Source organism: Uliginosibacterium aquaticum (assembly GCF_012972705.2).
In the GTDB taxonomy this organism is placed as follows: Bacteria; Pseudomonadota; Gammaproteobacteria; order Burkholderiales; family Rhodocyclaceae; genus Uliginosibacterium; species Uliginosibacterium aquaticum.
Window position 1 is genome coordinate 51,084 of record NZ_JABCSC020000001.1, and the last position, 21,888, is coordinate 72,971.

Annotated in this window: 20 protein-coding genes; 3 read left to right on the top strand and 17 right to left on the bottom strand. The window is 64.2% G+C overall.

Translation table 11 applies throughout. The features are described 5' to 3' along the window. Window positions 1-49: 49 nt before the first annotated feature. From HJ583_RS00265 to HJ583_RS00280, 4 genes are all read right to left on the bottom strand, one after another. On the bottom strand, window positions 50-418 hold the full coding sequence (locus HJ583_RS00265) for a VOC family protein (protein WP_101942161.1): 369 nt from the start codon (window positions 416-418) through the stop codon (window positions 50-52). Between the two features lie 71 nt (window positions 419-489). After that, window positions 490-2,814 carry a heparinase II/III domain-containing protein gene (locus HJ583_RS00270; protein ID WP_170019487.1) on the bottom strand — a complete coding sequence of 775 codons (2,325 nt, stop codon included), beginning with the start codon at window positions 2,812-2,814 and terminating at the stop codon, window positions 490-492. A 102-nt stretch (window positions 2,815-2,916) separates the two neighbouring features. Beyond that, on the bottom strand, window positions 2,917-3,675 hold the full coding sequence (xth, locus tag HJ583_RS00275) for an exodeoxyribonuclease III (RefSeq protein ID WP_170019489.1): 759 nt from the start codon (window positions 3,673-3,675) through the stop codon (window positions 2,917-2,919). A gap of 47 nt (window positions 3,676-3,722) precedes the next feature. After that, complete coding sequence (locus tag HJ583_RS00280; protein WP_170019491.1) at window positions 3,723-4,679, bottom strand: class I SAM-dependent methyltransferase; 957 nt, start codon at window positions 4,677-4,679, stop codon at window positions 3,723-3,725. Window positions 4,680-4,791: 112 nt separating this feature from the next. Here HJ583_RS00280 and HJ583_RS00285 point away from each other — a divergent pair, with 112 nt between their 5' ends. Continuing rightward, window positions 4,792-6,105 carry a hemolysin family protein gene (locus tag HJ583_RS00285; RefSeq protein WP_170019493.1) on the top strand — a complete coding sequence of 438 codons (1,314 nt, stop codon included), beginning with the start codon at window positions 4,792-4,794 and terminating at the stop codon, window positions 6,103-6,105. A 15-nt stretch (window positions 6,106-6,120) separates the two neighbouring features. Here HJ583_RS00285 and HJ583_RS00290 read toward each other — a convergent pair whose 3' ends face one another. The 5 genes from HJ583_RS00290 to HJ583_RS00310 all read right to left on the bottom strand — a co-directional run bounded on the left by HJ583_RS00290 (window position 6,121) and on the right by HJ583_RS00310 (window position 12,090). After that, window positions 6,121-7,110 (bottom strand): GGDEF domain-containing protein, encoded by a 990-nt coding sequence (locus HJ583_RS00290; protein WP_170019495.1) that lies wholly within the window; start codon window positions 7,108-7,110, stop codon window positions 6,121-6,123. Between the two features lie 27 nt (window positions 7,111-7,137). Further along, entirely contained in the window at window positions 7,138-8,421 is a 1,284-nt protein-coding gene (locus HJ583_RS00295; protein ID WP_170019497.1) for a S10 family serine carboxypeptidase-like protein, read from the bottom strand. Window positions 8,422-8,423: 2 nt separating this feature from the next. After that, window positions 8,424-9,266: a hypothetical protein gene (locus HJ583_RS00300; protein WP_170019500.1), complete on the bottom strand. Its 843-nt coding sequence runs from the start codon at window positions 9,264-9,266 to the stop codon at window positions 8,424-8,426. Window positions 9,267-9,551: 285 nt separating this feature from the next. Further along, window positions 9,552-10,013: a glutaredoxin family protein gene (locus HJ583_RS00305; RefSeq protein ID WP_170019502.1), complete on the bottom strand. Its 462-nt coding sequence runs from the start codon at window positions 10,011-10,013 to the stop codon at window positions 9,552-9,554. Window positions 10,014-10,032: 19 nt separating this feature from the next. Beyond that, the gene (locus HJ583_RS00310; RefSeq protein ID WP_170019504.1) at window positions 10,033-12,090 is read right to left on the bottom strand and encodes a M3 family metallopeptidase; all 2,058 of its coding nucleotides are present in this window, start codon (window positions 12,088-12,090) and stop codon (window positions 10,033-10,035) included. A 92-nt stretch (window positions 12,091-12,182) separates the two neighbouring features. Here HJ583_RS00310 and HJ583_RS00315 point away from each other — a divergent pair, with 92 nt between their 5' ends. Beyond that, entirely contained in the window at window positions 12,183-13,040 is an 858-nt protein-coding gene (locus tag HJ583_RS00315; RefSeq protein ID WP_158239195.1) for an HDOD domain-containing protein, read from the top strand. A gap of 120 nt (window positions 13,041-13,160) precedes the next feature. On the opposite strand, the gene HJ583_RS00320 is transcribed toward HJ583_RS00315, so the two are convergent. From HJ583_RS00320 to HJ583_RS00345, 6 genes are all read right to left on the bottom strand, one after another. Next, window positions 13,161-14,147, bottom strand: a complete 987-nt coding sequence (locus tag HJ583_RS00320; RefSeq protein WP_170019508.1) for an esterase/lipase family protein — start codon at window positions 14,145-14,147, stop codon at window positions 13,161-13,163. Window positions 14,148-14,210: 63 nt separating this feature from the next. After that, entirely contained in the window at window positions 14,211-14,681 is a 471-nt protein-coding gene (locus HJ583_RS00325; protein WP_170019510.1) for a hypothetical protein, read from the bottom strand. An 11-nt stretch (window positions 14,682-14,692) separates the two neighbouring features. After that, window positions 14,693-15,058: a hypothetical protein gene (locus HJ583_RS00330; protein WP_170019512.1), complete on the bottom strand. Its 366-nt coding sequence runs from the start codon at window positions 15,056-15,058 to the stop codon at window positions 14,693-14,695. A 138-nt stretch (window positions 15,059-15,196) separates the two neighbouring features. After that, window positions 15,197-16,093, bottom strand: coding sequence for a phosphoribosylaminoimidazolesuccinocarboxamide synthase (locus HJ583_RS00335; protein WP_170019514.1), 897 nt, complete (start codon window positions 16,091-16,093; stop codon window positions 15,197-15,199). A gap of 90 nt (window positions 16,094-16,183) precedes the next feature. Next, window positions 16,184-16,456, bottom strand: coding sequence for an oxidative damage protection protein (locus tag HJ583_RS00340; RefSeq protein WP_101942139.1), 273 nt, complete (start codon window positions 16,454-16,456; stop codon window positions 16,184-16,186). A gap of 66 nt (window positions 16,457-16,522) precedes the next feature. After that, window positions 16,523-18,538, bottom strand: coding sequence for a helicase-related protein (locus HJ583_RS00345; RefSeq protein ID WP_217423222.1), 2,016 nt, complete (start codon window positions 18,536-18,538; stop codon window positions 16,523-16,525). Between the two features lie 133 nt (window positions 18,539-18,671). Here HJ583_RS00345 and HJ583_RS00350 point away from each other — a divergent pair, with 133 nt between their 5' ends. Then, window positions 18,672-19,034: a hypothetical protein gene (locus HJ583_RS00350; RefSeq protein WP_170019516.1), complete on the top strand. Its 363-nt coding sequence runs from the start codon at window positions 18,672-18,674 to the stop codon at window positions 19,032-19,034. Window positions 19,035-19,093: 59 nt separating this feature from the next. On the opposite strand, the gene fba is transcribed toward HJ583_RS00350, so the two are convergent. Both fba and pyk read right to left on the bottom strand, forming a co-directional pair. Continuing rightward, entirely contained in the window at window positions 19,094-20,158 is a 1,065-nt protein-coding gene (gene fba / locus HJ583_RS00355) for a class II fructose-bisphosphate aldolase (protein ID WP_170019518.1), read from the bottom strand. 201 nt (window positions 20,159-20,359) lie between these two features. Then, complete coding sequence (pyk, locus tag HJ583_RS00360; protein ID WP_101942135.1) at window positions 20,360-21,787, bottom strand: pyruvate kinase; 1,428 nt, start codon at window positions 21,785-21,787, stop codon at window positions 20,360-20,362. Window positions 21,788-21,888 lie beyond the last annotated feature (101 nt).

The window sequence follows — 21,888 nt, forward strand, 5'->3', positions numbered from 1 at the left end:
AGGCAGAGTGGAGCGGATAGCTGAAGAATCGCACCTTACACTAGGCCGCTCAGTGCATTGAATGCAGGCCGATGACATTGCCCTCGGTATCGAAGAACAGGGCGAAGTAACCGATCTCGGGGCGGATCAGGGTCTTGGGCGTCACGATCATGCCGCCGGCTGCTTCGACGCGCGCCAGTACCTGGCCCAGGTCGTCGCCACCGTTCAGATAGATACGTACCCCGTCCTTGTGCGGGCGGGCCTGGGCCATCTCGATCAGGCAGCCGCTCACCGCTTCGCCTGCGTGCGGCCAGATCGCCATGCGGCTGTCCGGCCCGCAGGCTTCCGGCTTGAGTTCGATGGCGAAGATGGTTTCGTAGAAACGGCGGGCGCGCTCGAAATCGGCGACGGGGATTTCAAACCAGTGAATGGCATGCATGACAGACTCCTTGTTGCGGTTGAGGAGCCGTCATGTTGCGCGGGGCCTGCTGACAGCGTGGTGTCAGCAGGCTAGCGCTGCAGACTCAGTTGCAGCGGCCCTGCAGCGAGTTGCAGCAGCACGCTGCCGTCCGCCTGCTGCTGCCAGCTTTGCGCGCCACTGAGGGTTTTCACGCCAAAGCCAGGGCGCAGCCGCAAGCTCAGTGGCTCGCGCAGCGTGGCGGAGAGACTCAGCCCGTGGGGAGTGCGGATGCCTTCCAGACTGAGCGCTGCGCTGGCGGAGAGCTCCAGCGGGCCCGCCAGGCCGCGGGCTTCGATCAGGCTGAAGCGCAGCGTATCGCCCTCACTGCTGAAGCTGGCGGCCATCCCGGCAAGCTGCCAGCCCGCCGCGTCGACCTGCTTCTCGGCCGCGCGCGCGATCAGGACGATGTCATTGCCGATGCTGGCGGCGAAGCCCTTGCCGGCGGGCAGAGTCTGCACATTGGGCAGACCCGCTTCGTTAGCCCGCCAGGGATAGAGCAGGGTGAGGAAATCCTGTTGCTTGGCGGGCGACCTTGTTTCGGTCGTGACATGCCATTCGTTCGGCATTTTCGCTTGGTAGCTGGCGCCCACCGGCGGCTCGAAGGCGTCGCTCTGGCGCATCGTCAGGGCAGTCGCTGCCGGGCTGAGGAAGCGCACTGTGAGGCGCGCGTCCTTCTGCTGCTGGGTGATCTCGCCACGCTCCGGCGCAAGGCTCATTTCGCTGCGGGCATGGAGTTGCCACTGGAACTTCACCGCCTCCGCTGCGCTGGCTTCATCGAGCATCACGAAGTAGCGCCGGTTGACGAAGAACACGTGGCGCAGGGCGCGCTCGGCATGCGGGGCATAGGCGCGGCTGGCATCGCCCGTAGCGAAGCTGAAGCTGGCGCCATCGGCAAAGCGCGTGATCGTGCCGCTGGCCGAGGCATCCTTGATGCGCTGGCCCTCGCCGCCGAAGAGCAGGGCGTTCTTGGATTTCGTCTGGCGGCTCCAGCCATCGTGATGCGGGCTGCCGTAGTACTCGCGGTAGCCGGAGCTGATCGCCAGTGGCTGGCCGTAGGCGTTGAGCACGAAGCTGTTCTGGTCCGAAAAGCCGTGGCTGGCCGAGCCCTGCGGGCTGGAGCGGAAGCCGAGCATGATGTCGTCGGCAGCGCCGAGTGCCGAGTGCATGCTGACGACGCCAATGTCATCGAAGTAGAGGCTCTGCGGCAGGTCTGCCAGACGGACTTCAGGCAGGGCCGCCTGACCGGTGCGGAAGCGCTGCAGGAAGGCGTCGATGCCATCGTAGGTGTAGTAGCCGAAGCTGGTCGGGGGCTTCTGGCGCAGCAGGCGCGCATAGGCCAGCGGGTAGGGATCGCGGTTGAGGATGGCGGCCTTTTCAAGAATCAGGGCGATGCTGCCGGAAGGGTTGGCGATGTTGTTCAGGTCACCGAAGAAGGAGCCGCCGTAGGGCATCTGGTTGTACACGCCGAAGTAGGCGGTGTTGCGCCAGAAGGGGCGGGCCAGCGGTTCGCTGAAGCCGAGGATGGCCATGCCTTCCAGAAAACGCTGGTGCTGGGTGATGCCGGTGCTCCAGTAGTTGAGCCCTTCGGCCCAGCCGCCGGCCGGCCCGCCCCACACCGGGAACTGGCGCAGGTAATACTCGTAGCTCCAGGCCAGCCAGCCGGGGGCCGCCTTGGTGTCATGCAGCAATACAAGGCCGCCCTGCCCCAGCGTGGAGATGAAGCGCATCGGGTGGCTCAGCGAGTTGTCCGGCGTGGTCGGGCGGGTGAGGCTGAACTTGGGCTGAACCTGACTCGCCAGCACTTCCATGCGTGCGATCAGCGCACGGCTCACGGTCTTGCGCTCGTCTTCGCTGAGCGCGCCGTACGCCCAGTCGTACGCAAACAGCATCGGGCGCAGGGACTGGATGAACAGCTCGTCGTTGCTGCGATAGGTGTCGCGGTCGATCGACCAGCTGGCCAGATGCAGCAGCCAGCGCGCCGCTTCACGGCCGTAAGCGGGGTCTTCGGTGAGCAGCCAGCCGAGCGCGTAGCGTTGCGCCCAGGCGGCGGTGTCGTTGGCGGCCTTGTAGCCGGCCTGCCAGAGCTTGGTGCCCTCGCTCGTGCCGTTCTTCACGGCGCGGGGTTCGGGGATCAGTGGCTTGTTGTCCAGCGCGGGCAGGGCCAGCTTCGCGAGTGCGGCGCTATCTGGCTGGGCCGGCAGTTCCTTGAAGAAGGCGCGCAGGGTGGGCAGGTCGGCCGGGCGGATCAGCAGGCGCGGATGCTCGTTGGCGATCTTCTGGCTGAACTCGGCACTGCGCGTGGCGACCAGCTCGGCATCGGTCTGCGCCAGCGCCGGCAGGCTGAAGAGGGCGATGAGGCAGAGCAGGCGGCGCATGGGAGTTCTCACAAAAACGCTTTGAAACGTAGGTGCGACTTCAGTCGCACTCAACGCGTGGCTGGCCGACTGAAGTCGGCCCTACGAAAACCTGCCCCGCTTCTACAGGAGTTCGACCAGCACCGGTGCGTGATCAGAAGGCCGCTCCAGCTTGCGCGGAGCCTTGTCCACCCAGCAGCGCGTGGCCTGCGGCACCAAGGCCTGCGAGAGCAGCAGGTGGTCGATGCGCATGCCGAAATTACGGCGGAAAGCCATCATCCTGTAGTCCCACCAGGAATAGATTTTCTCGGGTTGCTCGAAGAGGCGGAAGGCGTCCGCGAGGCCCAGATCGAGCAGGCGGCGGAAGGCTTCGCGCTCGGGTACCGAGACGTGGATTTCGTCCTTCCAGTCCGGGTGCGCGTCGCGGTCTTCCGGGGCGATGTTGTAGTCGCCCGCCAGCACCAGCTTCGGGTGGCGCGTGAGTTCATCCTTGATCCAGGCGGTGAGCGCGGCGAGCCAGTCCATCTTGTAGGCGAACTTCTCGGAGCCGACGGCCTGACCATTCACCACATAGGCGCTGATGATGCGCACGTCACTGATCGTGGCGGCGATGATGCGTTTCTGTTCGTCGGCAAAGCCGGGGATGTCGCGCTGCACATCCTGCGCCGGCAGCTTTGAGAGGATCGCCACGCCGTTGTAGGTCTTCTGCCCGTTGAACACTGCGTGATAGCCGGCGGCCTCGATCTCGGCGAGCGGGAAGGCCTTGTCTTCGCACTTGAGCTCCTGCAGGCAGACCGCGTCGGGCGATTCGCTGGCGAGCCAGTCGATGAGATGCGGCAGGCGAACCTTGAGGCTGTTGACGTTCCAGGTGGCAATTTTCATGGCGTGTCGGGAGTGAGTGCCTGCTTCGATGCGAGCGGGTCGGTGGCTTATTGTGCCAGTGCCAGGGCGGCCTCGGGCGGCGGCGCCAGCGGCTTGCGGTAGAGCAGTACTTTCAGTGCGCGCGCTTCCGACTGGTCAGCAAAGACATCCGGGTTGGCCAGGCGGCGCACGAACTCGAGCTCCGCTGCGGTTTCCTGCATGCGGGTGGTGAGGAAGGCCGTGTCGAGCTTGGGCGTGTTCAGGCACACCAGGGCGTAGCCGCCCGGCGCGAGCAGGCCGGGCAGGCGACGCAGCAGGCGGGTGTAGTCCTTCTCGGCCACAAAGCTGCCTTTCTGGTAGCTGGGCGGATCGACGATCACGATTTCATACGGCCCTTCCCGCCCGAGCCGGCCCCAGGACGTGAAGATGTCGTGCGGCAGGAAGCTGGCGCCGCGCTCCAGGCCGTTGAGCTGGTGATTGCGTTTGCCGATGGCCAGCGCGCCCGGGCTCATGTCCACATTCACCACGCGTGCCGCGCCGGCCTGCAGGGCGGCTACCGAGAAGGAGCAGGTGTAGGCGAAGAGGTTCAGCACGCGCCCGCCGCTGTGGCCCGCGAGATGCGTGCGCAGCCAGCGCCGGGCTTCCCGCATGTCCGGAAAGAAGCCGTGGTTGAGGCCGCGCAGCAGATGCACGCCGTAGCGTGCGCCGTCTTCGCTGACGATATGCGGCTCTGGCACACTGCCGGCCATCAGACGGGTTTCGGCGCGGGCATCCTGGCGGAACTGGTAGATCCAGTTGAGTGCCTGGCCCGGTGCGAGGCTGGCCAGGCGGGTGGCCAGTGCGTCGTGCACGACGCCGAGCTGCGCCTCTTCGAGCGGCTGAAAACTGGTGAGCAGCCAGACCGGCGGGTAGAAGTCGAGCGAGAGGTGCTCGCAGCCCGGGTGCAGGCCACCCCGGCCGTGAAAGATGCGACCGGCATCGGTGGGCAGATCGGTGTGGGCAATGGCGTCCAGCAAGGCTTGCATGGGGGAGCTAGGGTGGGGATCGGGGCGGCCATTCTGCCAGCGTCTTGGGCGGGTGGCGCTTTCGCCTGCGGCTGCGGGCTAGAATGCAGCACTCCCACGAAGACGCTTTCCGATGACAGCCCTCTGGATTCTGGTATTGCTGATTGCGGTGTCCGGCCTGTTTTCACTGGCCGAGATGGCTTTTGCCTCGGCGCGGCGCGCGCGCCTGATGCAGATGGCGGAAGACGGCGATGAAGGCGCGGTGGCTGCGCTGGCGATCAAGGAGCAGTCGAGCCGCCTGCTTGCCGCCACGCAGACCGGCATCACCGCCGCTGCGCTGCTGATGGGCGTGTATGGCGAATCGGCGCTGACCAGCGAGCTGGTTCGCTGGCTTGACCTGCACGCCCCGGCGCTGATGGACTGGAACGGCATGATTGCCTTCAGCTGCATGATCGTGGTGGTGACGGCGACTTCGATCGTGTTTGGCGAGATCGTGCCCAAGCGCATTGCGCTGGCCTATCCGGAGCGCCTGGCCGCCTCGCTGGCGCCGATGATGACGCTCTTCATCCGCACCCTGTCGCCCGCCATCTACCTGCTCTCCTTCCTGGCCGACCGCGTGATTGCGCTGCTGCCGGTGCAGGCCGCGCCGGCTGTGACCAGCATGGAAGACATCCTCGCTTTCGTGACCGAGGGCGAGCGCACCGGCTCGATCCAGCGTGAAGAAAGCCATCTGCTGGGCAATGTGGTGCGCCTGGAGGATTGGCGCATGGCGACCATCATGACGCCGGTGAGCGACGTGGTGTACATCGATCTGCTCGACTCGCAGGAGAACAATCTCAAGCGCATGGTCGAGTCGCCGCATTCGCAGTTGCCGGTATGCAAGGGGGATGTGCAGCAAGTAATTGGCATCGTGCAGAGCCATGACATTCTCAAGGCTTCGCTCGAAGGCCGGATCGATTTCGGCTCGCTGCCGCTGGAGCCGCCCTTGTTCGTGCCTTCCAGCCTGACCCTTGGCGATCTGCTGCGTACCTTCCGCCAGCGCCGGGCGGACTTCGCCTTTGTCGTCAGCGAGTTCGGCCTCACCGAAGGCATCGTGACACTCGGGGATCTGATGACCTCGCTGGTGGGCGACATGATGCCCTTCTCGGATGATCCGGACGAAGCACTGGCGGTGGAGCGCCCGGATGGCTCCTGGCTGCTCGATGGCCTGCTGCCGATCGATGAGATGCGCGACAAGCTGGGCCTGCGCGAGCTGCCGATCGACTCGATGGGCACCTATCACACCGTTGGGGGCTTCGTGCTCGCCACGCTGGGGCACATCCCGCGCAAGGCCGAACGCCTCGTGTGGGAAGACTGGGAGTTCGAAGTGGTCGACATCGACCGCAACCGGGTGGATCAGGTGCTGGCGAGCCGACTTTCGGGCCCTGTTACGGCTGCGCCGGGCTGAAGCGCCGCTGGCGCGTCAGTGCCCGGCAGGGCCCGTCGGGCAAGCTGCGGCACATACACAATTGCGCCCCGAATCCTTGGCCTGATAGAGCAGCTTGTCCGCATGCTCGAGGAGTGCCTCGGGAGCCATCTCGGCCGTTGGCACCAGGGTGCTGACGCCCAGACTGATGGTGACCGAGGGCGCGCAGACTGAGCCGCGGTGCGGGATCCCCAGCTCAAGAATGGCCTGACGGCACCTTTCCGCGATCAGTGCAGCGGCTTCATTGGGCGTGTCGGGCAGCAGCATCACGAACTCCTCGCCGCCGTAACGGGCAAAGAGATCCGTCGAGCGGACCGGGATTCCGGTGATCGCGCGGGTCAGGCGCTGCAGGCACTCGTCGCCCTGTAAATGACCGTAGCTGTCGTTGTACTGCTTGAAGAAATCAATATCGAAGAGGATCAGGGACAGCGGCGACTGGCTGCGCTGCGCACGCGCCCATTCGCTCTTCAGGTGCTGATCGAACAGGAAGCGGTTGCCGATGCCGGTCAGCCCGTCGCGCCGAGAGATCTCCTGCAGTTTCTCGTTGAGGGAGAGCAGCTCTTCTTCCATCCGCTTGCGCTCGGAGATGTCGAACATGAAGCCGACCAGATCCGTCGTCTTGCCCTCGGTGTTGCGGATCACATGCACCACATCGCGGATCCACACGAAACTTCCGTCCGCCTTCAGCGCACGATAGTCCGCCTCATGGTCGATGCCTTCTTCCGACTGGCGGATGCAGAAGGCCGCGATTGCCGCACGCTCTTCCTCATGGATGCGGTTGATCCAGTCCATGGCGCCCAGCCAGCTCTCCTGCGGCCAGCCCAGCAAGGCTTCGATCTGCGGACCGATGTAGTCGAACTGCTTGGTCTCCCAGTTGAGTTTCCAGGGGATCGCATTGGTCGATTCCAGCAGCGTCTTGTAGATCCCCCAGTCGTCATCCCTAGGTTCGATCTTTTTGGCAGGCTTGAAGTTGTCGATGTAGTCCATGGCCGGGGTTTCTGCGAAGTGGTGGGGTCAGTCGGGCTGGCCGGTTTCGGGGTTCTTTGCATGCAAGGACCATGCTCGGCTCAGCTTGTGCAAGACGCCAATCAGGCGGGGCTGATCGTGGGCGGCGAGATGGCCTGCGTTCAGCACCTTGATCCAGCTGAGGCTGTCGCCATCCTGGATGAAGCCCAGCACTGGCCCCTGGGGATCATCTTTCCATTGCTGCGTGGGGGCGCGCTGGAAGGCCGCGGCGCTGTCGCCCTGCAGGCGGCGCAGCCACGCGCCGGTGCCGAGGAAGTTGCAGTCCTTTGCATCATTCAGGCCGGACACGATGATGAACTGCAGGCCACCGTCCAGCAGCTTCTGTACCGTACCGAGATACGAGTCATTCACGCCAAACGCATACAGATTGCCGATTGCGGCGGACCACGATTCAGTGACGACGGGCTCCGCGGGCGCATGGATCGCTGCGCGGACGTCCGCCCGGTTGATGTAGTCCAGCACCGGCTGAAAAGGCGGATCCTCGGTTTGCGCCGTATTCGCCATGTAGAGGCCGCAGAGCTGCTGGATGGCCTGATTGATCTGCGGGTAATTGTGCGCATAGTCCGCATCGAGCGCCTGCTTCTGCTCCGGCGTGATCAGGCCGTGGTTCAGGGCGTAGCTGGTGTCGGTAGCCATCTGGGTCATCGGATCGACCCAGGCATCGGCGAGTACCACGGTCTGCAGATCCAGCACCGGATTGCCCGGCACCTGATTGCCGGCGAGGATGGCTTCGGCCAGCAGGGGCAGATAGGTGCCGGCGTAGGATTCGCCCGCCAAGATCAGCGGATTGGCCGCGATTTCCGGATGCAGGCGGATGAAGTTGAGCAGCGCTTGGTAGAGCTGATCGATGCCTTGCTTCACGTTCTGCGGCAGATGTTTCTCGTCCTTCGCGAAGGACAGCGTGACGCCGAGCGGATGCTCGAACACCAGATAGTTCGCGACCTGGTTCCAGCCGTCCGGATTGTTGGCAATCCTGAAACTGCCGCCCTTGTCTTCATTGAACACAAAGGGGCCGTTTTCGATGAACAGGCCCCAGAAGCTGCTGGAACCCGGGCCGCCGTTGGACCACAGGATGGTCGGGCTGTTCTTGTAGTCAGCCGTGCCGGCGAACCAGTAGAACAAGGCCTCATCATCCGGCCCACCGGGCTGGGCGCGAATCGAGGCGTAGCCGGCGAACTGCGTCTGCGCAGGCACGCCTAGGTCCGGCAGTGTCGTGATCTGGTCAGCTGGCTGGGCGGGGGGCGGGGCGGGAGGGTGGCGAGGATCAGGCATGCTCATCGCCCTGGCCGCCAGTCCGGCACCACATTGCGTGCCATCTCGAGGCTGTCCTTGTCATACACCAACACCGTGTTGGCACTGGCCAGCGCAGAGTCCGCCACGGTCAGTGCATACACGCCGACCAGCGTGCCATCGCCGTGGATTGTGCCGCTCGGAGTGTAGAGCGCATAGCCATACGGGATCTGGAAGGCCGTGAAGTGAAAGACTTCCTCTGCAATCTGCTTGCCGATCACGATGTAGCCCCCGCACGCTTCCGAAGTCGGGATATGGATGTGCGGGAAGTCGTGCGTTTCGACGAAGATGCCACCACCACCGTGGACCTTCATCAGAAAGTCTTTCTTGTAGTCCTTGGTGTAGTCGTACTCCATCAGGGCGATTTCGTACTTGGGCGACGAGAGCACGAAATCGCTGCCGGCTTCGATCAGTTGCAGGCCGTAGTAGCCGACGTTGTCCGGCGTGGCGATGACGGTCGGGATGCTGAAGTCTTCCGGCACCAGCAGGCAGCCCATCGCGCCGAACACGTTGGCGCTGCCGCCGCTCACTACCTTGATGCCGGTTTCGAGCGCTTCCTGAGTTGAGAACCAGCGTGCCTCCACCTTTACCATCGGCGGCCGTTCAGCCACCGGACGGATCGCATGCGGGTCCGATAGCTCGAAACGCCAGCTGGAGACGCCTTTGTCGACAAAGGCGAGGTTCTTCCCGGTAGTCATCACCGGTTTGTTCGGGTCCGGTTTGCCCTTGCGAACGGCATAGCGGGTCAGTTCCACGCTCTTGACGATGGTCTCGCGCAGAAGCCCGGGATGAAGCTTGCCCTTCTTGTGGCCGCTCTTCTTGTTCATCGTTGTTGTTCCCTGTTGGTTTGAGCGGACTCTCGGGAGTCCTGGAGTTATTTGCGACTAATACCAAAGTATAAAATCGATATTAGTGTCAAATATGCTAAATCCAGCCATTGAACAACGCAAAGGATTACAAATATTCGGTTTGAGTGATGATGGGGGGCCGGCGCTCTACCTGCGGACGCGCGAAAGCCCCCCGCCTGCGGCGGGGCGCCGATGCCAGGAGGTGGGGGGCGGGCCGGATGACCCGGAGCGGGGGATGAAGCTGAGAAAGCGCTGGCGGGGGGCTTACTTCGGATAGCCGGCCAGATTCAGTTCGTTGCCCCAGGCGCCCGGCTCGAAACCGTCGAGTACCCGGCTGCCGACCAGCAGGGTCGGCACACTGAGCTCTGCCTTGCCGAGCTGGCGCTTGTAGGCGTCGATCTCTTCCTGGGTCTTGAGCAACTTCTCGCTGAAGGGCGCCTTGCGTTTGCCGAGGTAGTCGCGCGCCAGCTTGCAGGGCTCACCACAGGCTTCGCCGGTGAGCAGGACCAGCGGGAAGCGGCTGGCAGCCCGGCGTGTTTCATAGGGCAGCTTCTCCTGCTCGATGCTGCTGTCGTAGAGGCGGCGGGTCTGGGCCTCGGTCTCCGTGGGCGGGGTGTCTGAGTAATGTACCTTGCCGCTCTTGTCCGTCCAGCGATAGACCTCGGCACCTGCCGTGCCGGCGAGGCACAGCAGGGCGATGACCAACAGAATCTTTGAATGCTTCATGCTGCCTCCTTGCAGGATCTCAGGCGGCGATCATGCCGCTGTGGCGCAACAGGGCGTCGACTTCCGGATCACGGCCGCGGAAGGCGCGGAAGGATTCCAGCGCCGGCCGCGAGCCGCCCACCGAGAGGATCTCGGTGAGGAAGCGTTCGCCCACCTGACTGTCGAACACGCTGCCGCCGGCCGGGCGGGCTTCTTCGAAGGCCGCGAAGGCGTCCGCCGACAGCACCTCTGCCCACTTGTAACTGTAGTAACCGGCCGCGTAGCCGCCGGCGAAAATGTGCGAGAAGCTGTTGGCGAAGCGGTTCCAGGCCGGCGGGAAATTCACCGCCACTTCACGCCGCACTTCGTCGAGCAGCGGTTGCACGCCGGCTGCGGGATCAAAAGCCCAGTCATGGTGCAGGCGCAGGTCGAAAAGCGAAAACTCGAGCTGCCGGACGGTCTGCATCCCGCTCTGGAAGTTCTTGGCTGCCAGCATCTTGTCGAATAGCGCGCGCGGCAGCGGCTCGCCGCTTTCCACATGGGCGCTCATGCCGCAGATCACATCCCATTCCCAGCAGAAGTTCTCCATGAACTGGCTCGGCAGCTCGACCGCATCCCATTCCACGCCGGAAATGCCGGATACCCACAGATCCTCGATCCGGGTCATCAGGTGGTGGAGGCCGTGGCCGGCCTCGTGGAACAGGGTCTGCACATCGTCGTGGCTGAAAGTGGCCGGTTTGCCATCTACCGGGCCGGGGAAATTGCAGACCAGATAGGCGATCGGGGTCTGCACGCCGCTGGCCAGGCGGCGGCGCGACAGGGCGCTGTCCATCCAGGCGCCGCCGCGCTTGGTGGCACGGGCGTGGAGGTCCAGATAGAACTGGCCGACGAGCTGGCCGGCACGTTCGATGCGGTAGAACTGCACATCCGGATCCCACACCGGCGCCTGATCGGCCCGGATCTGCACGCCGTACAGGCGCTCGACCACCCCGAACAAGCCAGCCAGCACCTTGGGTTCCTGGAAGTACTGTTTCACTTCCTGATCGGAATAGCTGTAGCGCGCCTGGCGCAGTTTTTCAGAGGCGAAACCCACATCCCAGGGCTCCAGCGTGCTGAGGCCCAGCTCGCTGGCGGCGAAGGCGCGCAATTCCATCATGTCACGCTCTGCGAAAGGCTTGGCCTTGGTGCCCAGATCGCGCAGGAAGGCCAGAACCTGTTCCGGTGACTCGGCCATCTTGGGTACCAGCGAGACTTCGGCATAGCTCTGGTAGCCGAGCATGCCGGCCGCTTCGCGCCGCAGGGCGACGATGCGGGCGATGTTCGGCGCATTGTCCCATTCCGGATGGCCCAGTTCGGCCGAGAACTCCGAGGCGCGGGTGGCCGAGGCGCGGTACATGGCTTCGCGCAGGCTGCGGTCTTCGGCGTACTGCATCACCGGCAGATAGGAAGGCATGCGCAGCGTGAACAGCCAGCCCGGCTTGGCTGCAGCTTCGGCCTCGTTGCGCGCTGCGGCGATCACGTCGGCCGGCAGGCCGGCCAGGCGGCTTTCGTCGGTGACATGCTCGGTGTAGGCATTGGTGGCATCCAGCACGTTCTCGGAGAACTTCGCGGCCAGCGCGGCGAGCTCTTCCTGGATCGCCTGGAAGCGCGGCTTCTGGTCTTCGGGCAGCTCGGCACCGGAGAGGCGGAAATCACGAATCTCATTCTCGATGATGCGTTGGCGCACGCTGCTCAGGCGGGCGAACTCTGACGAAGCGCGCAGGGCCTTGTACTTGGCGAAGAGGGCGAGGTTCTGCCCGAGCTCGGAGTAGTAGCGCGTTACTTCCGGCAGCAGGGCGTTGTAGGCATCGCGCCAGGGCGGCACGTCGAGCACGCTGTGGAGATGGCCAACGATGCCCCAGGCGCGCGACAGGCGCTCGCCGGCATCCACCATCGGGGCTACGAAGGCATCCCAGGTGGCCGGCACTTCAGGCGCGGTCTGGCGCGCGATGAGTGCGCGGCCTGCTTCCAGCAGCTCACGGATGGCCGGGCCGACCTCTTCCGGGGTGACGGCATCGAAACGGGGCAGGGAGGAGAAATCGAGCAGGGGCGAGGTCATTTTTCGAGTCCTGGAGGCAAATACTGAAGTTCAGGTGCCATTCTGCCGTCAATAAGGCAGAGCGGCAAAAATCGGCGCGAGAGGGCTGGACTATGGCGGAAACAGGCGATCGGCGGGCGGCTTTCAGTGCCGCCATCGAAAAGGAATTGAAGAGCGGTGAACTGGTCTTCCCGACCAGCATGCAAGCCACGATGAAGATCCGGCGCGCGCTGGATGATCAGAATTCGAGCCTCACGTCGGTGTCCCGGGTGATCAGCCTGGAGCCGCTGCTCTCGGTGAAGCTGCTGCGCATGGCCAACTCGGCCTTCTTCAACCCGGCCGGGGTGGAGGTGACGGATGTGCAGCGCGCGCTGATGCGGGTGGGGGTGAATAATGCCCGTACCCTGGCACTGGCCGTGATCGGCGATCAGCTGGCCACGGCTCAGGAGTTTGCGCCGGTGTGGCGCCTGGCTGACCAGTTGTGGCGGCATTCGCTGGACGTGGCCTCGCTGTCCTATGCGATTGCCATCCAGCTCGACAGCACGGTGCCGGATACCGCGCTGCTGGCAGGCATGGTGCATGACATCGGCCAGTTCTACCTGCTGGCGCGGGCTCATGAATTCCCCGAGCTGCTCGAAGAGCAGAGCGAGCTGGCCGAGTTCATCCTGTACTGGGATCGGCGCGTGAGCCAGGCCGTGCTGCAGTCGCTCGGTACGCCGGAAACCATCACCGACGCGCTTGACGCGCAGGAGGAGTGCAGTGGCAGCTGGCCGCCGCGCAAGCTTTCGGACATCCTGTTTCTCGCCAACTCGGCCGCTGGTACGCCGAATCCTTTCTCCACCGTGTCGCTCGAAGAGCAGATCGCCCGTCGCCAGGCAGCTTTCGCCGGTGCCGATCACGAACTGGTGAACCGCCTGCTTGATGAAGCGCGCATCCGGCGCGCTGCCGCCATGGCGATGCTGACGGCCTGACGAGCTCCGGCCCGCAAGCGAAGCGATACTTTGTCAACTTCGCCTTGCCGTGCTTCAGCACTGTCTGCGGCTCGTTTTCGCGTCTCGCTTCGCTTGCAATCCGGAGCGTGTAGTGGGGTTTCAGGGGCGGGCGGACACCAGGCGTGCATCGCCATAGACCCGCGCCAGCAGTTGCTGGAAAGCCGGGCGCTGTGCCGCCGGAGTCGGGTGGATCACGCCTTCGGCCTGCAGGGCGGTGATCAGCTTGAGTGGAGCCACCTCGCGGTCGCCGATGATTTCGACGTGACCGGCCTGCAACTCCACGCGCTTGACGCGCGGATCCTGCTCTACCGCCACCTGGCGTTGTTCGGCCAGCTCGAAAATCTCGTCACTCTCCACGCAGCGGCTACCTTCAAAGCGTCGGCAGGTATTGCGCTCGTCGGTGTCGATCTTCAGATGGCGGCTTACCTGCGGAGCCAGTCCGCCGGGCTCGCGGATGAAACGCGAGGAATAGGTAATGTCGGCCCACTTGGCGCCGGTGACCATGTGACACGACACGGGCATGAAGCCGAGCGTCGCCACGCGCAGCCAGCCGATACCGCAGGGCGCTGCGGCTTTGATGCCGGCAAAGGGCCCGGATACGGTGACCAGTTCCTTCGGTACACCAACTGGCAGGGTTTCCTTGAGCGGCAGATCGCTGAGCGCCCGGCGCGTGATCAGTGCGCCCTGGCTGTGGCCGATCACCGTGATCCGGGGCGTCTTTCCCTGTTCATCGAGCTGACGCAGGGCACGCCGCAGGGCGCTGGCGCTGTCGTTCAGAGCGGCACGATCGTCGTAGGTGAAGCAGGCACTTTGCTGGCCGTGGAAGGCCAGCACCTGGGCCAGCGAGCGGAATTCCCCGCTGGAGCCGAAGCAGCCGTGCACCATGATGTTCAAGGGCTCACCGCTGCGCAGGTGCAGGCTGCGTTCCGGGTTGTCGGTGCAGGGGCCGAGGCCGGGGATGTCCAGCGCCAGATCTGCTGTCGGCAGACGGCCCGGCTCGATGCTGAGTGCAGGCCTGGGAGGCGTGGGGGCTGCACAGCCGGCAAGTACAAGCAGCAGGGTCAGTAGGGCAGCAGGGCAGCGCATGGGCAGGGGCTCCGGCAGCAGCGGGCGGGAGCAAGTATTCTGCCCGATTTGTGCCTGCCGGAATCAGGGAGTGGCCGCTTGGCCGCTCTGAGCTGCTGGCGTTTGTTTCTTTGGACTACGGGTGCTGCGTGATGCTGGCTTGTCCATGTCGACGCTGGCCGCTGTTGCTGCAATCGGCTCACCCACCTGAACGCAGGCCTCCTCGATGTCCCAGCCCTTGCTCTTGCCGATCCGGCTGAGGGTTTCGCTGCAGGCCGTGAGTGTGCGCCCGGTGACCGGGATCGAGAGCTTCCAGAAATCGTTGCGGACCTTGCCGGCAAATGGCAGCTTGATGGACTCCGCCGTGCAGCGCACGGGTTGGTTGCCGAAAATGCCGATCAGATATTCGCAATGTTCCTTGTCCGGCAGGGTCAGTTCATTCAGTGGCGCATCGGTCGGTCCGACCTGCAGGTACGGGCCGTCGGCACGCAGGATCTTGGCGCCACAGGCGGCGAGCGTGAGGCATAGCAGCGCGAGTGAAAGATAGTGGCGCATTGGGTGTCCGATCAGAGTTTGTGGCATTCAGACAAGACCTTGCCGTTGCCCTTGGCTTCGGACTTCAAGCTACCCGCGTGCGCTTTTTCGCATGCCTCCATGGTGCGTGCGGAAATGACCAGTGGCTCGAACAGCGGCGGCTTGCTGTCAAACCCGTAAGCCAGATTTGCACTGCTGGCTGCGCAGCGGCTGATCTTGCGTTGGCGGTAAGGCATCTCTTTCAAGACCATCTCGCAGGTGCCACGGGTTTCGAACGGGATTTCTGAAAATGCGGCGTCCGCTGGCCCGATCTGCAGGAAGCGCCCTTCAACGATCAGTGGTGTGGAGGCGCAGGCCGCCAATATCAGGCAAACCGTTGCCAGTGCGATGTGTTTCATGGATATCCCCGGAGTGTTTTTGTGCGAACGATTGTAGCAAGGCCGCTGGGGGTGTCCATGCGTGGCCGTATGCTCAGGCGCCGTAGACGTGACAAGGGCCGCACAGGGCGGCCCTCGGGGGATGAGCCAGTCGCAGGCTCAGTCGGCGAGTTGCTTGCCGGTGAGGCGCTCGTAGGCTTCCACGTACTTGGCGCTGGTCTTCTCGATCACGTCAGCCGGCAGGCGCGGGCCCGGGGCGGTCTTGTTCCAGTCCAGCGTCTCGAGATAGTCGCGCACATACTGCTTGTCATAGGACGGCGGTGAGATGCCTTCCGCGTAGCTGTCGGCGGGCCAGAAGCGCGAGGAGTCCGGCGTCAGGGCCTCATCGATCAGGTGCAGGGTGCCAGCAGCATCCACGCCGAACTCGAACTTGGTGTCCGCAATGATGATGCCGCGGCTGGCTGCGTAATCACGTGCTTCCGAATAAAGCTGGATCGCTGCATCGCGGGCGCGTGCGGACAGGTCTTCACCCATCAGTTCGACGCATTTGGCGAAATCGATGTTCTCGTCGTGCGTGCCCATCTCGGCCTTGGTCGAGGGCGTGAACAGCGGCTGTGCCAGCTTGGCAGCTTGTTTGAGGCCGACCGGCAGGGTGTGACCACAGACCTGGCCGGTGGCGAGGTAATCCTTCCAGCCACCGCCGATGATGTAGCCGCGCACCACGGCTTCGATCGGCAGGGGCTTCAGGCGCTTCACGACCAGCGCGCGGCCGCGCACCTGATCGCGTTCGCTGGCGGCCACTACGTCTTCCGGAGCGATGCCGGTGAGCTGGCCGGGCAGGATGTGGGCCAGCTTGTCGAACCAGAACAGGGCCGTCTGGGTGAGCACCTGGCCCTTGCGCGGAATCGGATCCGGCAGGATCACGTCGAAGGCCGACAGGCGATCCGAGGTGACGATCAGCAGCTTGTCCTCATCGACGGCGTAGATGTCGCGCACCTTACCGCGGGCGAGCAGCGGCAGGCTGTTGATCGAGGATTCGTAGAGGGGCTGGCTCATGGCGGGAAACCGTGGAAAGAAATGAAGGGAAGCGGAAACGGGCGGCGGGCACCGGAAGCTGTCCGGTGCCTTGCGCGGGGCTTTGGCCGCTTACTGGGCGGGCGGAACGAAGCCGGTGGCGGCATCCGCGCCACCGCCGAAGAAATGGCGATCCATCTGTTCGGCGAGATATTTGCGGGCCTTCGGGTCCATCAGGTTGAGGCGGTTTTCGTTGATCAGCATGGTTTGATGCTTGATCCACTGCTGCCAGGCCTCTTTCGAGACGTTTTCCCAGATTTTCTTGCCCAGTTCGCCGGGAACGGGCGGGAAGTCGAGGCCTTCGGCCTCGGTGCCGAGCTTGATGCACTTGACCATGCGTGCCATGACGGGATTCCTGTGTTGCGTTGGGGGAGGCGCAATTGTAGTGGAAAGCTGCGGCAAGGCGAATCTTCAGCGCCCCCGGCGCAGATGCCCGCCGCGCGATGGCCCGCTGCTGCGCCGCGGGCCCGGCTTTGAGCCAAAGCGATCATCCCGCGCCGCGGCCCGCTGATGGCTCTGGTGCTGGGTGGCAAGCATGCGGTCGACGCGCTCCGAAGTCTCGCGGGCAATTTCGACGGCTGCTTCGGCATCCGGAAAGTAATCCGGCAGGCGATAGCCCAGCCAGGCATAGGCTGAATATTTCTTGCAGGCGTCTTCGGCGGCCTGCAGCGGGAAGCGCGCGCGTTCGAAGGCTTCGAGGTCTTCGCTCAGGTAGTTGGGGCGCTGCCGGGCGACATTGCGCGCCCAGTTCTGCCAGGCGTCGTTGAGCATGGGCACGCGGCTGGAGATCGGCACCAGCGAGAAAGTAAAGCGCTGTGCCAGTGGCAGGCGCAGCTGATCCAGCCACAATGCGCGGTTGATCTGTTCCTCCAGATTGCCGGGCAGGAAGAAGTCGTCCGAGAGGTCGATGTTGCGCGAGAACAGTTCGAGCAGTTTGGCCAGTGACTTTTCGCCGGTGGCGCGGGTGATGGCTTCGAGCTGCTGCAGCGAAGGCGTGACGTAGAAACCCCGCCGCGGCAGGGCGCTGGCGTGGGTCTTCATCAGGCGTGCGATCAGGCGGTGGGTGTGATCGTCGAAGCCGGCAATATGGCCTGCTTCGTGAATGCCGTAGCGCCCGGCGCGGCCGGCGATCTGGTGGGTGAGCCAGGCCGGCAGGAGATCTTCGGAAATGCCGTCGTACTTCTTGGCGGTGCTGAACACCACGCGCCGGATCGGCAGATTCAGGCCCATGCCGATGGCGTCAGTGGCCACCACCACATCGGCCTCGCCATCTCGGAAGCGCTGTGCCTGGGCGCGGCGCACTTCAGGCGAGAGATTGCCGTAGATCGTGGCGACCTTGAGCCCGGCTTTTGTGATGCTGGCTGCCCACTCCAGCACCTCGCGGCGCGAGAAGGCGATCAGCGCGTCGCCGCGCTGCAGTTTGCCGACGCTGCCGACACACTGGGCTTCCATCTCCAGTGGCGACTTGCGCTGCAGGGTGATGACTTCCAGCGGGCAGGCGAGGCGCTGAGCGAGCGCTTCGATGGCCGGGCGCGCGGCGAGCGAGCCGAGCAGGTACACGGTTTTCGCCGGCACGCCGCAGACCGCAGCGGTCCACGCCGAGCCGCGCTCCAGATCTTCGAGCATCTGGATTTCGTCAATGATGGCGATCTCCACCGCGCGCGTGGCGTCCATCATTTCGATGGTGCTGGCGACATGGGTAGCGCCTTCGGTGAGGCGGCGCTCTTCACCGGTGACGAGGCTCACCGCCACATCCCGGTCCACCAGACGTTCGTAGTTCTCGAGCGCCAACAGGCGCAGCGGCGCGAGGTAGACGCCGCTTGCGGCAGCCGCCAGCGCTTCCATGGCCTGGTGTGTTTTGCCCGAGTTGGTCGGGCCAAGAATGGCGATGAAGCGGCGGCGCATGCCGGCGGCCAGCTCGAAGGACTCCGGGTAGCGGGCGAGGCGTACCGAGTGCAGCGCAGCTTCGGCCTGGCTGTGTTCCTGCTGCTGATAGAGTGCTTCGGCGAGGCGGTCTTCCACCACCTGAAAGCGCCGGCTGGCCAGCTCGCGGCCGGTCTGCAGGGCGCCCAGAAAAGGGGCCGCATCCAGCCCGGCCTGGCGTGCGCGACGCTCGATGCCGGCCACGAAGCGCTCGATCTCGACCTGCAACTCGGCCAGGGTGTCGGCATTCAGGCGCTCCTGTACAAGGGCCAGACGCTGCACCGCGTGCAGCTTGCGCCACTTCATCACCCGCGCCAGTGAGCCGCGATCCGGCACCAGGCGGAAGGGCACGCCGGCCGCTTCGCCCGTCACCTCGATGGCGATGGCGTCATTGCCGTGAATCAGGCGGGCATTGAATCGGGCGAGGTAGGCCTCGATGGCGTCGTCAGAGGCGGCGAGTTCGAGCTCTTCGGCAGCGTCGGGAAGGGGAGCGGTATGTGGCAAGGTGATGATCTGTAGGGACGAGGCTTGAGGCCGATCTTAGCTGGACCTTGGTGCAGGTGAGGGCTTATTGCGCGAGACGGCTGCGGCCTGATGGCACAATGCGGCTGCCAAGCACGTGTTGTCGGGAGATCGCATGTATAGAATTCTTCGCTCCGCTCTTCTTGCGGCACTGACCACCAGCGTGCTGGCGGCTTGTGTTTATTACGAATCGCCCCCTGGCCCTGGCCAGCTTTCGGCTTCGCCAAGCAACTTCGAGCGGGCCTGGTACGGTGCGCTGGCTGCGGCTCAGGATGCCGGCATCACCCTGAGCAGTCAGGATCAGGCCAGCGGCGTGATCCGCGGCACGCGCGAGGGGATTGCGGTGACGATACAGGTGTGGCGCCAGGCCGACGGCAGTGTGCGCGTGCAGTTCGACGCCAAGGGGCCGGTGGAACGCGATCCGGATCTGAGTCAGCGCTTCTCGCAGGCATACGACCGGCGTACCGGGCGCTACTGAGTCCTTGAAAAGAACAAGGCCTCCGCGCGGGAGGCCTTGTCAGTGCGGCAAGTACTTGCTTACTTGACCTGCTGGGCCAGTGCGCCGCTCTTGTAGGCCGCGGCGATCTTGTCCAGCGCGATCGGGCGGATCTTGCTGGCCTGACCGGCGCAACCGAAAGCTTCCATGCGTGCCTTGACGATGGCCTGGGCGGCGGCACGGGCCGGCTTGAGGTAGTCGCGCGGGTCGAACTTGGAGGGGTTCTCGAACAGGTACTTGCGGACGGCGGCAGTCATGGCCAGGCGGATGTCGGTGTCGATGTTCACCTTGCGCACGCCGTACTTGATGCCCTGCACGATTTCCTCGACCGGCACGCCGTAGGTTTCGCCGATGTCACCGCCGAACTGGCGGATGATGGCCAACAACTCTTGCGGCACCGAGGAAGAACCGTGCATCACCAGGTGGGTGTTGGGCAGGCGCTCGTGGATCTTCTTGATCAGGTCGATGGCAAGGATGTCGCCAGTGGGCTTGCGGGTGAACTTGTAGGCGCCGTGGCTGGTGCCGATGGCAATCGCCAGCGCGTCACACTGGGTGCGCTTGACGAAGTCGACGGCCTGATCCGGATCGGTCAGCATGGCGCTGTGATCCAGCTTGCCTTCGGCGCCGATGCCGTCTTCTTCACCGGCCATGCCGGTTTCCAGCGAGCCGAGGCAGCCCAGTTCAGCCTCCACCGAAACGCCGATGGCGTGCGAGAACTTCACCACTTCGCGGCTGACTTCGACGTTGTATTCATAGGAGGACGGGGTCTTGCCGTCTTCCAGCAGGGAGCCGTCCATCATCACCGAGGAAAAGCCACTCTTGATCGCGGCCATACACACGGCCGGGCTCTGGCCGTGATCCTGGTGCATGACGACCGGGATGTGCGGATAGGCTTCGACGGCGGCGTCGATCAGGTGGCGCAGGAAAGCTTCACCGGCGTATTTGCGGGCGCCGGCCGAGGCCTGCATGATCACCGGGCTGTCTAGCTCATTGGCGGCTTCCATGATGGCGGTGACCTGTTCAAGGTTATTTACGTTGAACGCGGGCAGGCCGTAGCTGAATTCGGCTGCGTGGTCGAGCAGCTGGCGCATGGAAACGAGAGCCATGATGGGAGTCCTCTGGGATTGTCGAAGTGTTCGTGATGACTGCTGGCAGCCACCCTGCAGGACGCGATTCTACCGTGCTGAACTTGTTATCGCATGTGCACAATTCCCGCCTCATGAAAAAACGGCCCCCCTTTTGCAAGGAGAGCCGTTTTTGGCCTTCAGGCGGACTGCTGCATAAACCCGCATAGCGCGGGCTTAGGCTCAGCCGCCGATCTTGACGATCTTCAGGCTGTTGGTACCGCCGGACTGGCCCAGCGGTTCGCCCACGGTCACGACCACGATGTCACCCGGCTGCACCAGTTTGTGCTTGATCAGGGTGAGTTCGGCTTCGTGCAGCAGGTGTTCGCTGCTGTCGGTGATGCGCGGCATGGCGATCGGGAACACGCCACGGTACAGCGCGGTCTTGCCGACGGTGTCTTGCTGCGAGGTCAGGGCGTAGATCGGGGTGCCCGAGTGCATACGGCTCATCCACAGCGCAGTGGAGCCCGATTCGGTGAGGGCAACGATGGCCTTGGCGCCGAGGTGGTGGGCCGAGAACAGGGCGGCCATGGCGATCGACTGGTCGATGCGGGTGAAGTTGCGGTTCAGGAAGTCCTGGTCCAGGGTGTTCGGGTAGGACTTCTCGGCTTCTTCACAGACGCGGGCCATGGTTTCGACCACTTCAACCGGATACTTGCCGGCAGCGGTTTCGGCCGACAGCATCACGGCATCGGTGCCATCCAGCACGGCGTTGGCCACGTCGGACACTTCGGCGCGGGTCGGCACCGGGCTGGAGATCATCGACTCCATCATCTGGGTCGCGGTGATGGCCAGCTTGTTCATCTCGCGCGCCAGCTTGATCATCTTCTTCTGCAGGGCCGGCACGGCGGCTTCGCCGACTTCCACAGCCAGGTCACCACGGGCGACCATCAGGCCGTCAGAGGCTTCGAGGATTTCGCGCAGGGTCTGCGGTTCAACCGCTTCGGTACGCTCGATCTTGGCGATGGTCAGGGCATTGGAACCAGCAGCGCGCAGCAGGGTGCGGGCCATGTACATGTCAGCCGCGTTCTTCGGGAAGGACACGGCCACGTACTCGATGCCGATGGCGGCAGCGGTCTTGAGGTCTTCCATGTCCTTGGCGGTCAGCGCCGGAGCGGTCAGGCCGCCACCCTTCTGGTTGATGCCCTTGTTGTTGGACAGCTCGCCGCCATGACGCACGCGGGTGTGGATCTCGGCACCGATGACCTTTTCCACGTCCAGCACGATGGCGCCGTCGTTCAGCAGCAGGATGGTGCCCGGCTTCACGTCGTTGGGCAGTTCCTTGTAGTCGAGGCCGACGCGCTCGTCGTTGCCCAGTTCGCATTCAGCGTCGAGGATGAAGCTCTGACCCTTCTCGAGGAAGGTCTTGCCGTTGGCGAACTTGCCGACGCGAATCTTCGGGCCTTGCAGGTCGGCGAGGATCGCCACCGGCTTGCCGACGCGCTTGGCGGCTTCGCGCACCACGTTGGCGCGGTTCATGTGATCTTCGGCCTTGCCGTGCGAGAAGTTCAGGCGCACGACGTCGACACCGGCGCGGATCATGCGCTCGAGGGTTTCGGCATCATTGGAGGACGGGCCGAGGGTGGCGACGATCTTGGTGTGACGTTGCATGGAGACTCCTTCGTTGGAAGTGTTTTGGAGAGAGGGGGATTGAGTGGCGGACTTTGCCTGGGCAGCCTTGGGCGCAGCTTTACGCGGCGCGGCGGGTTTCT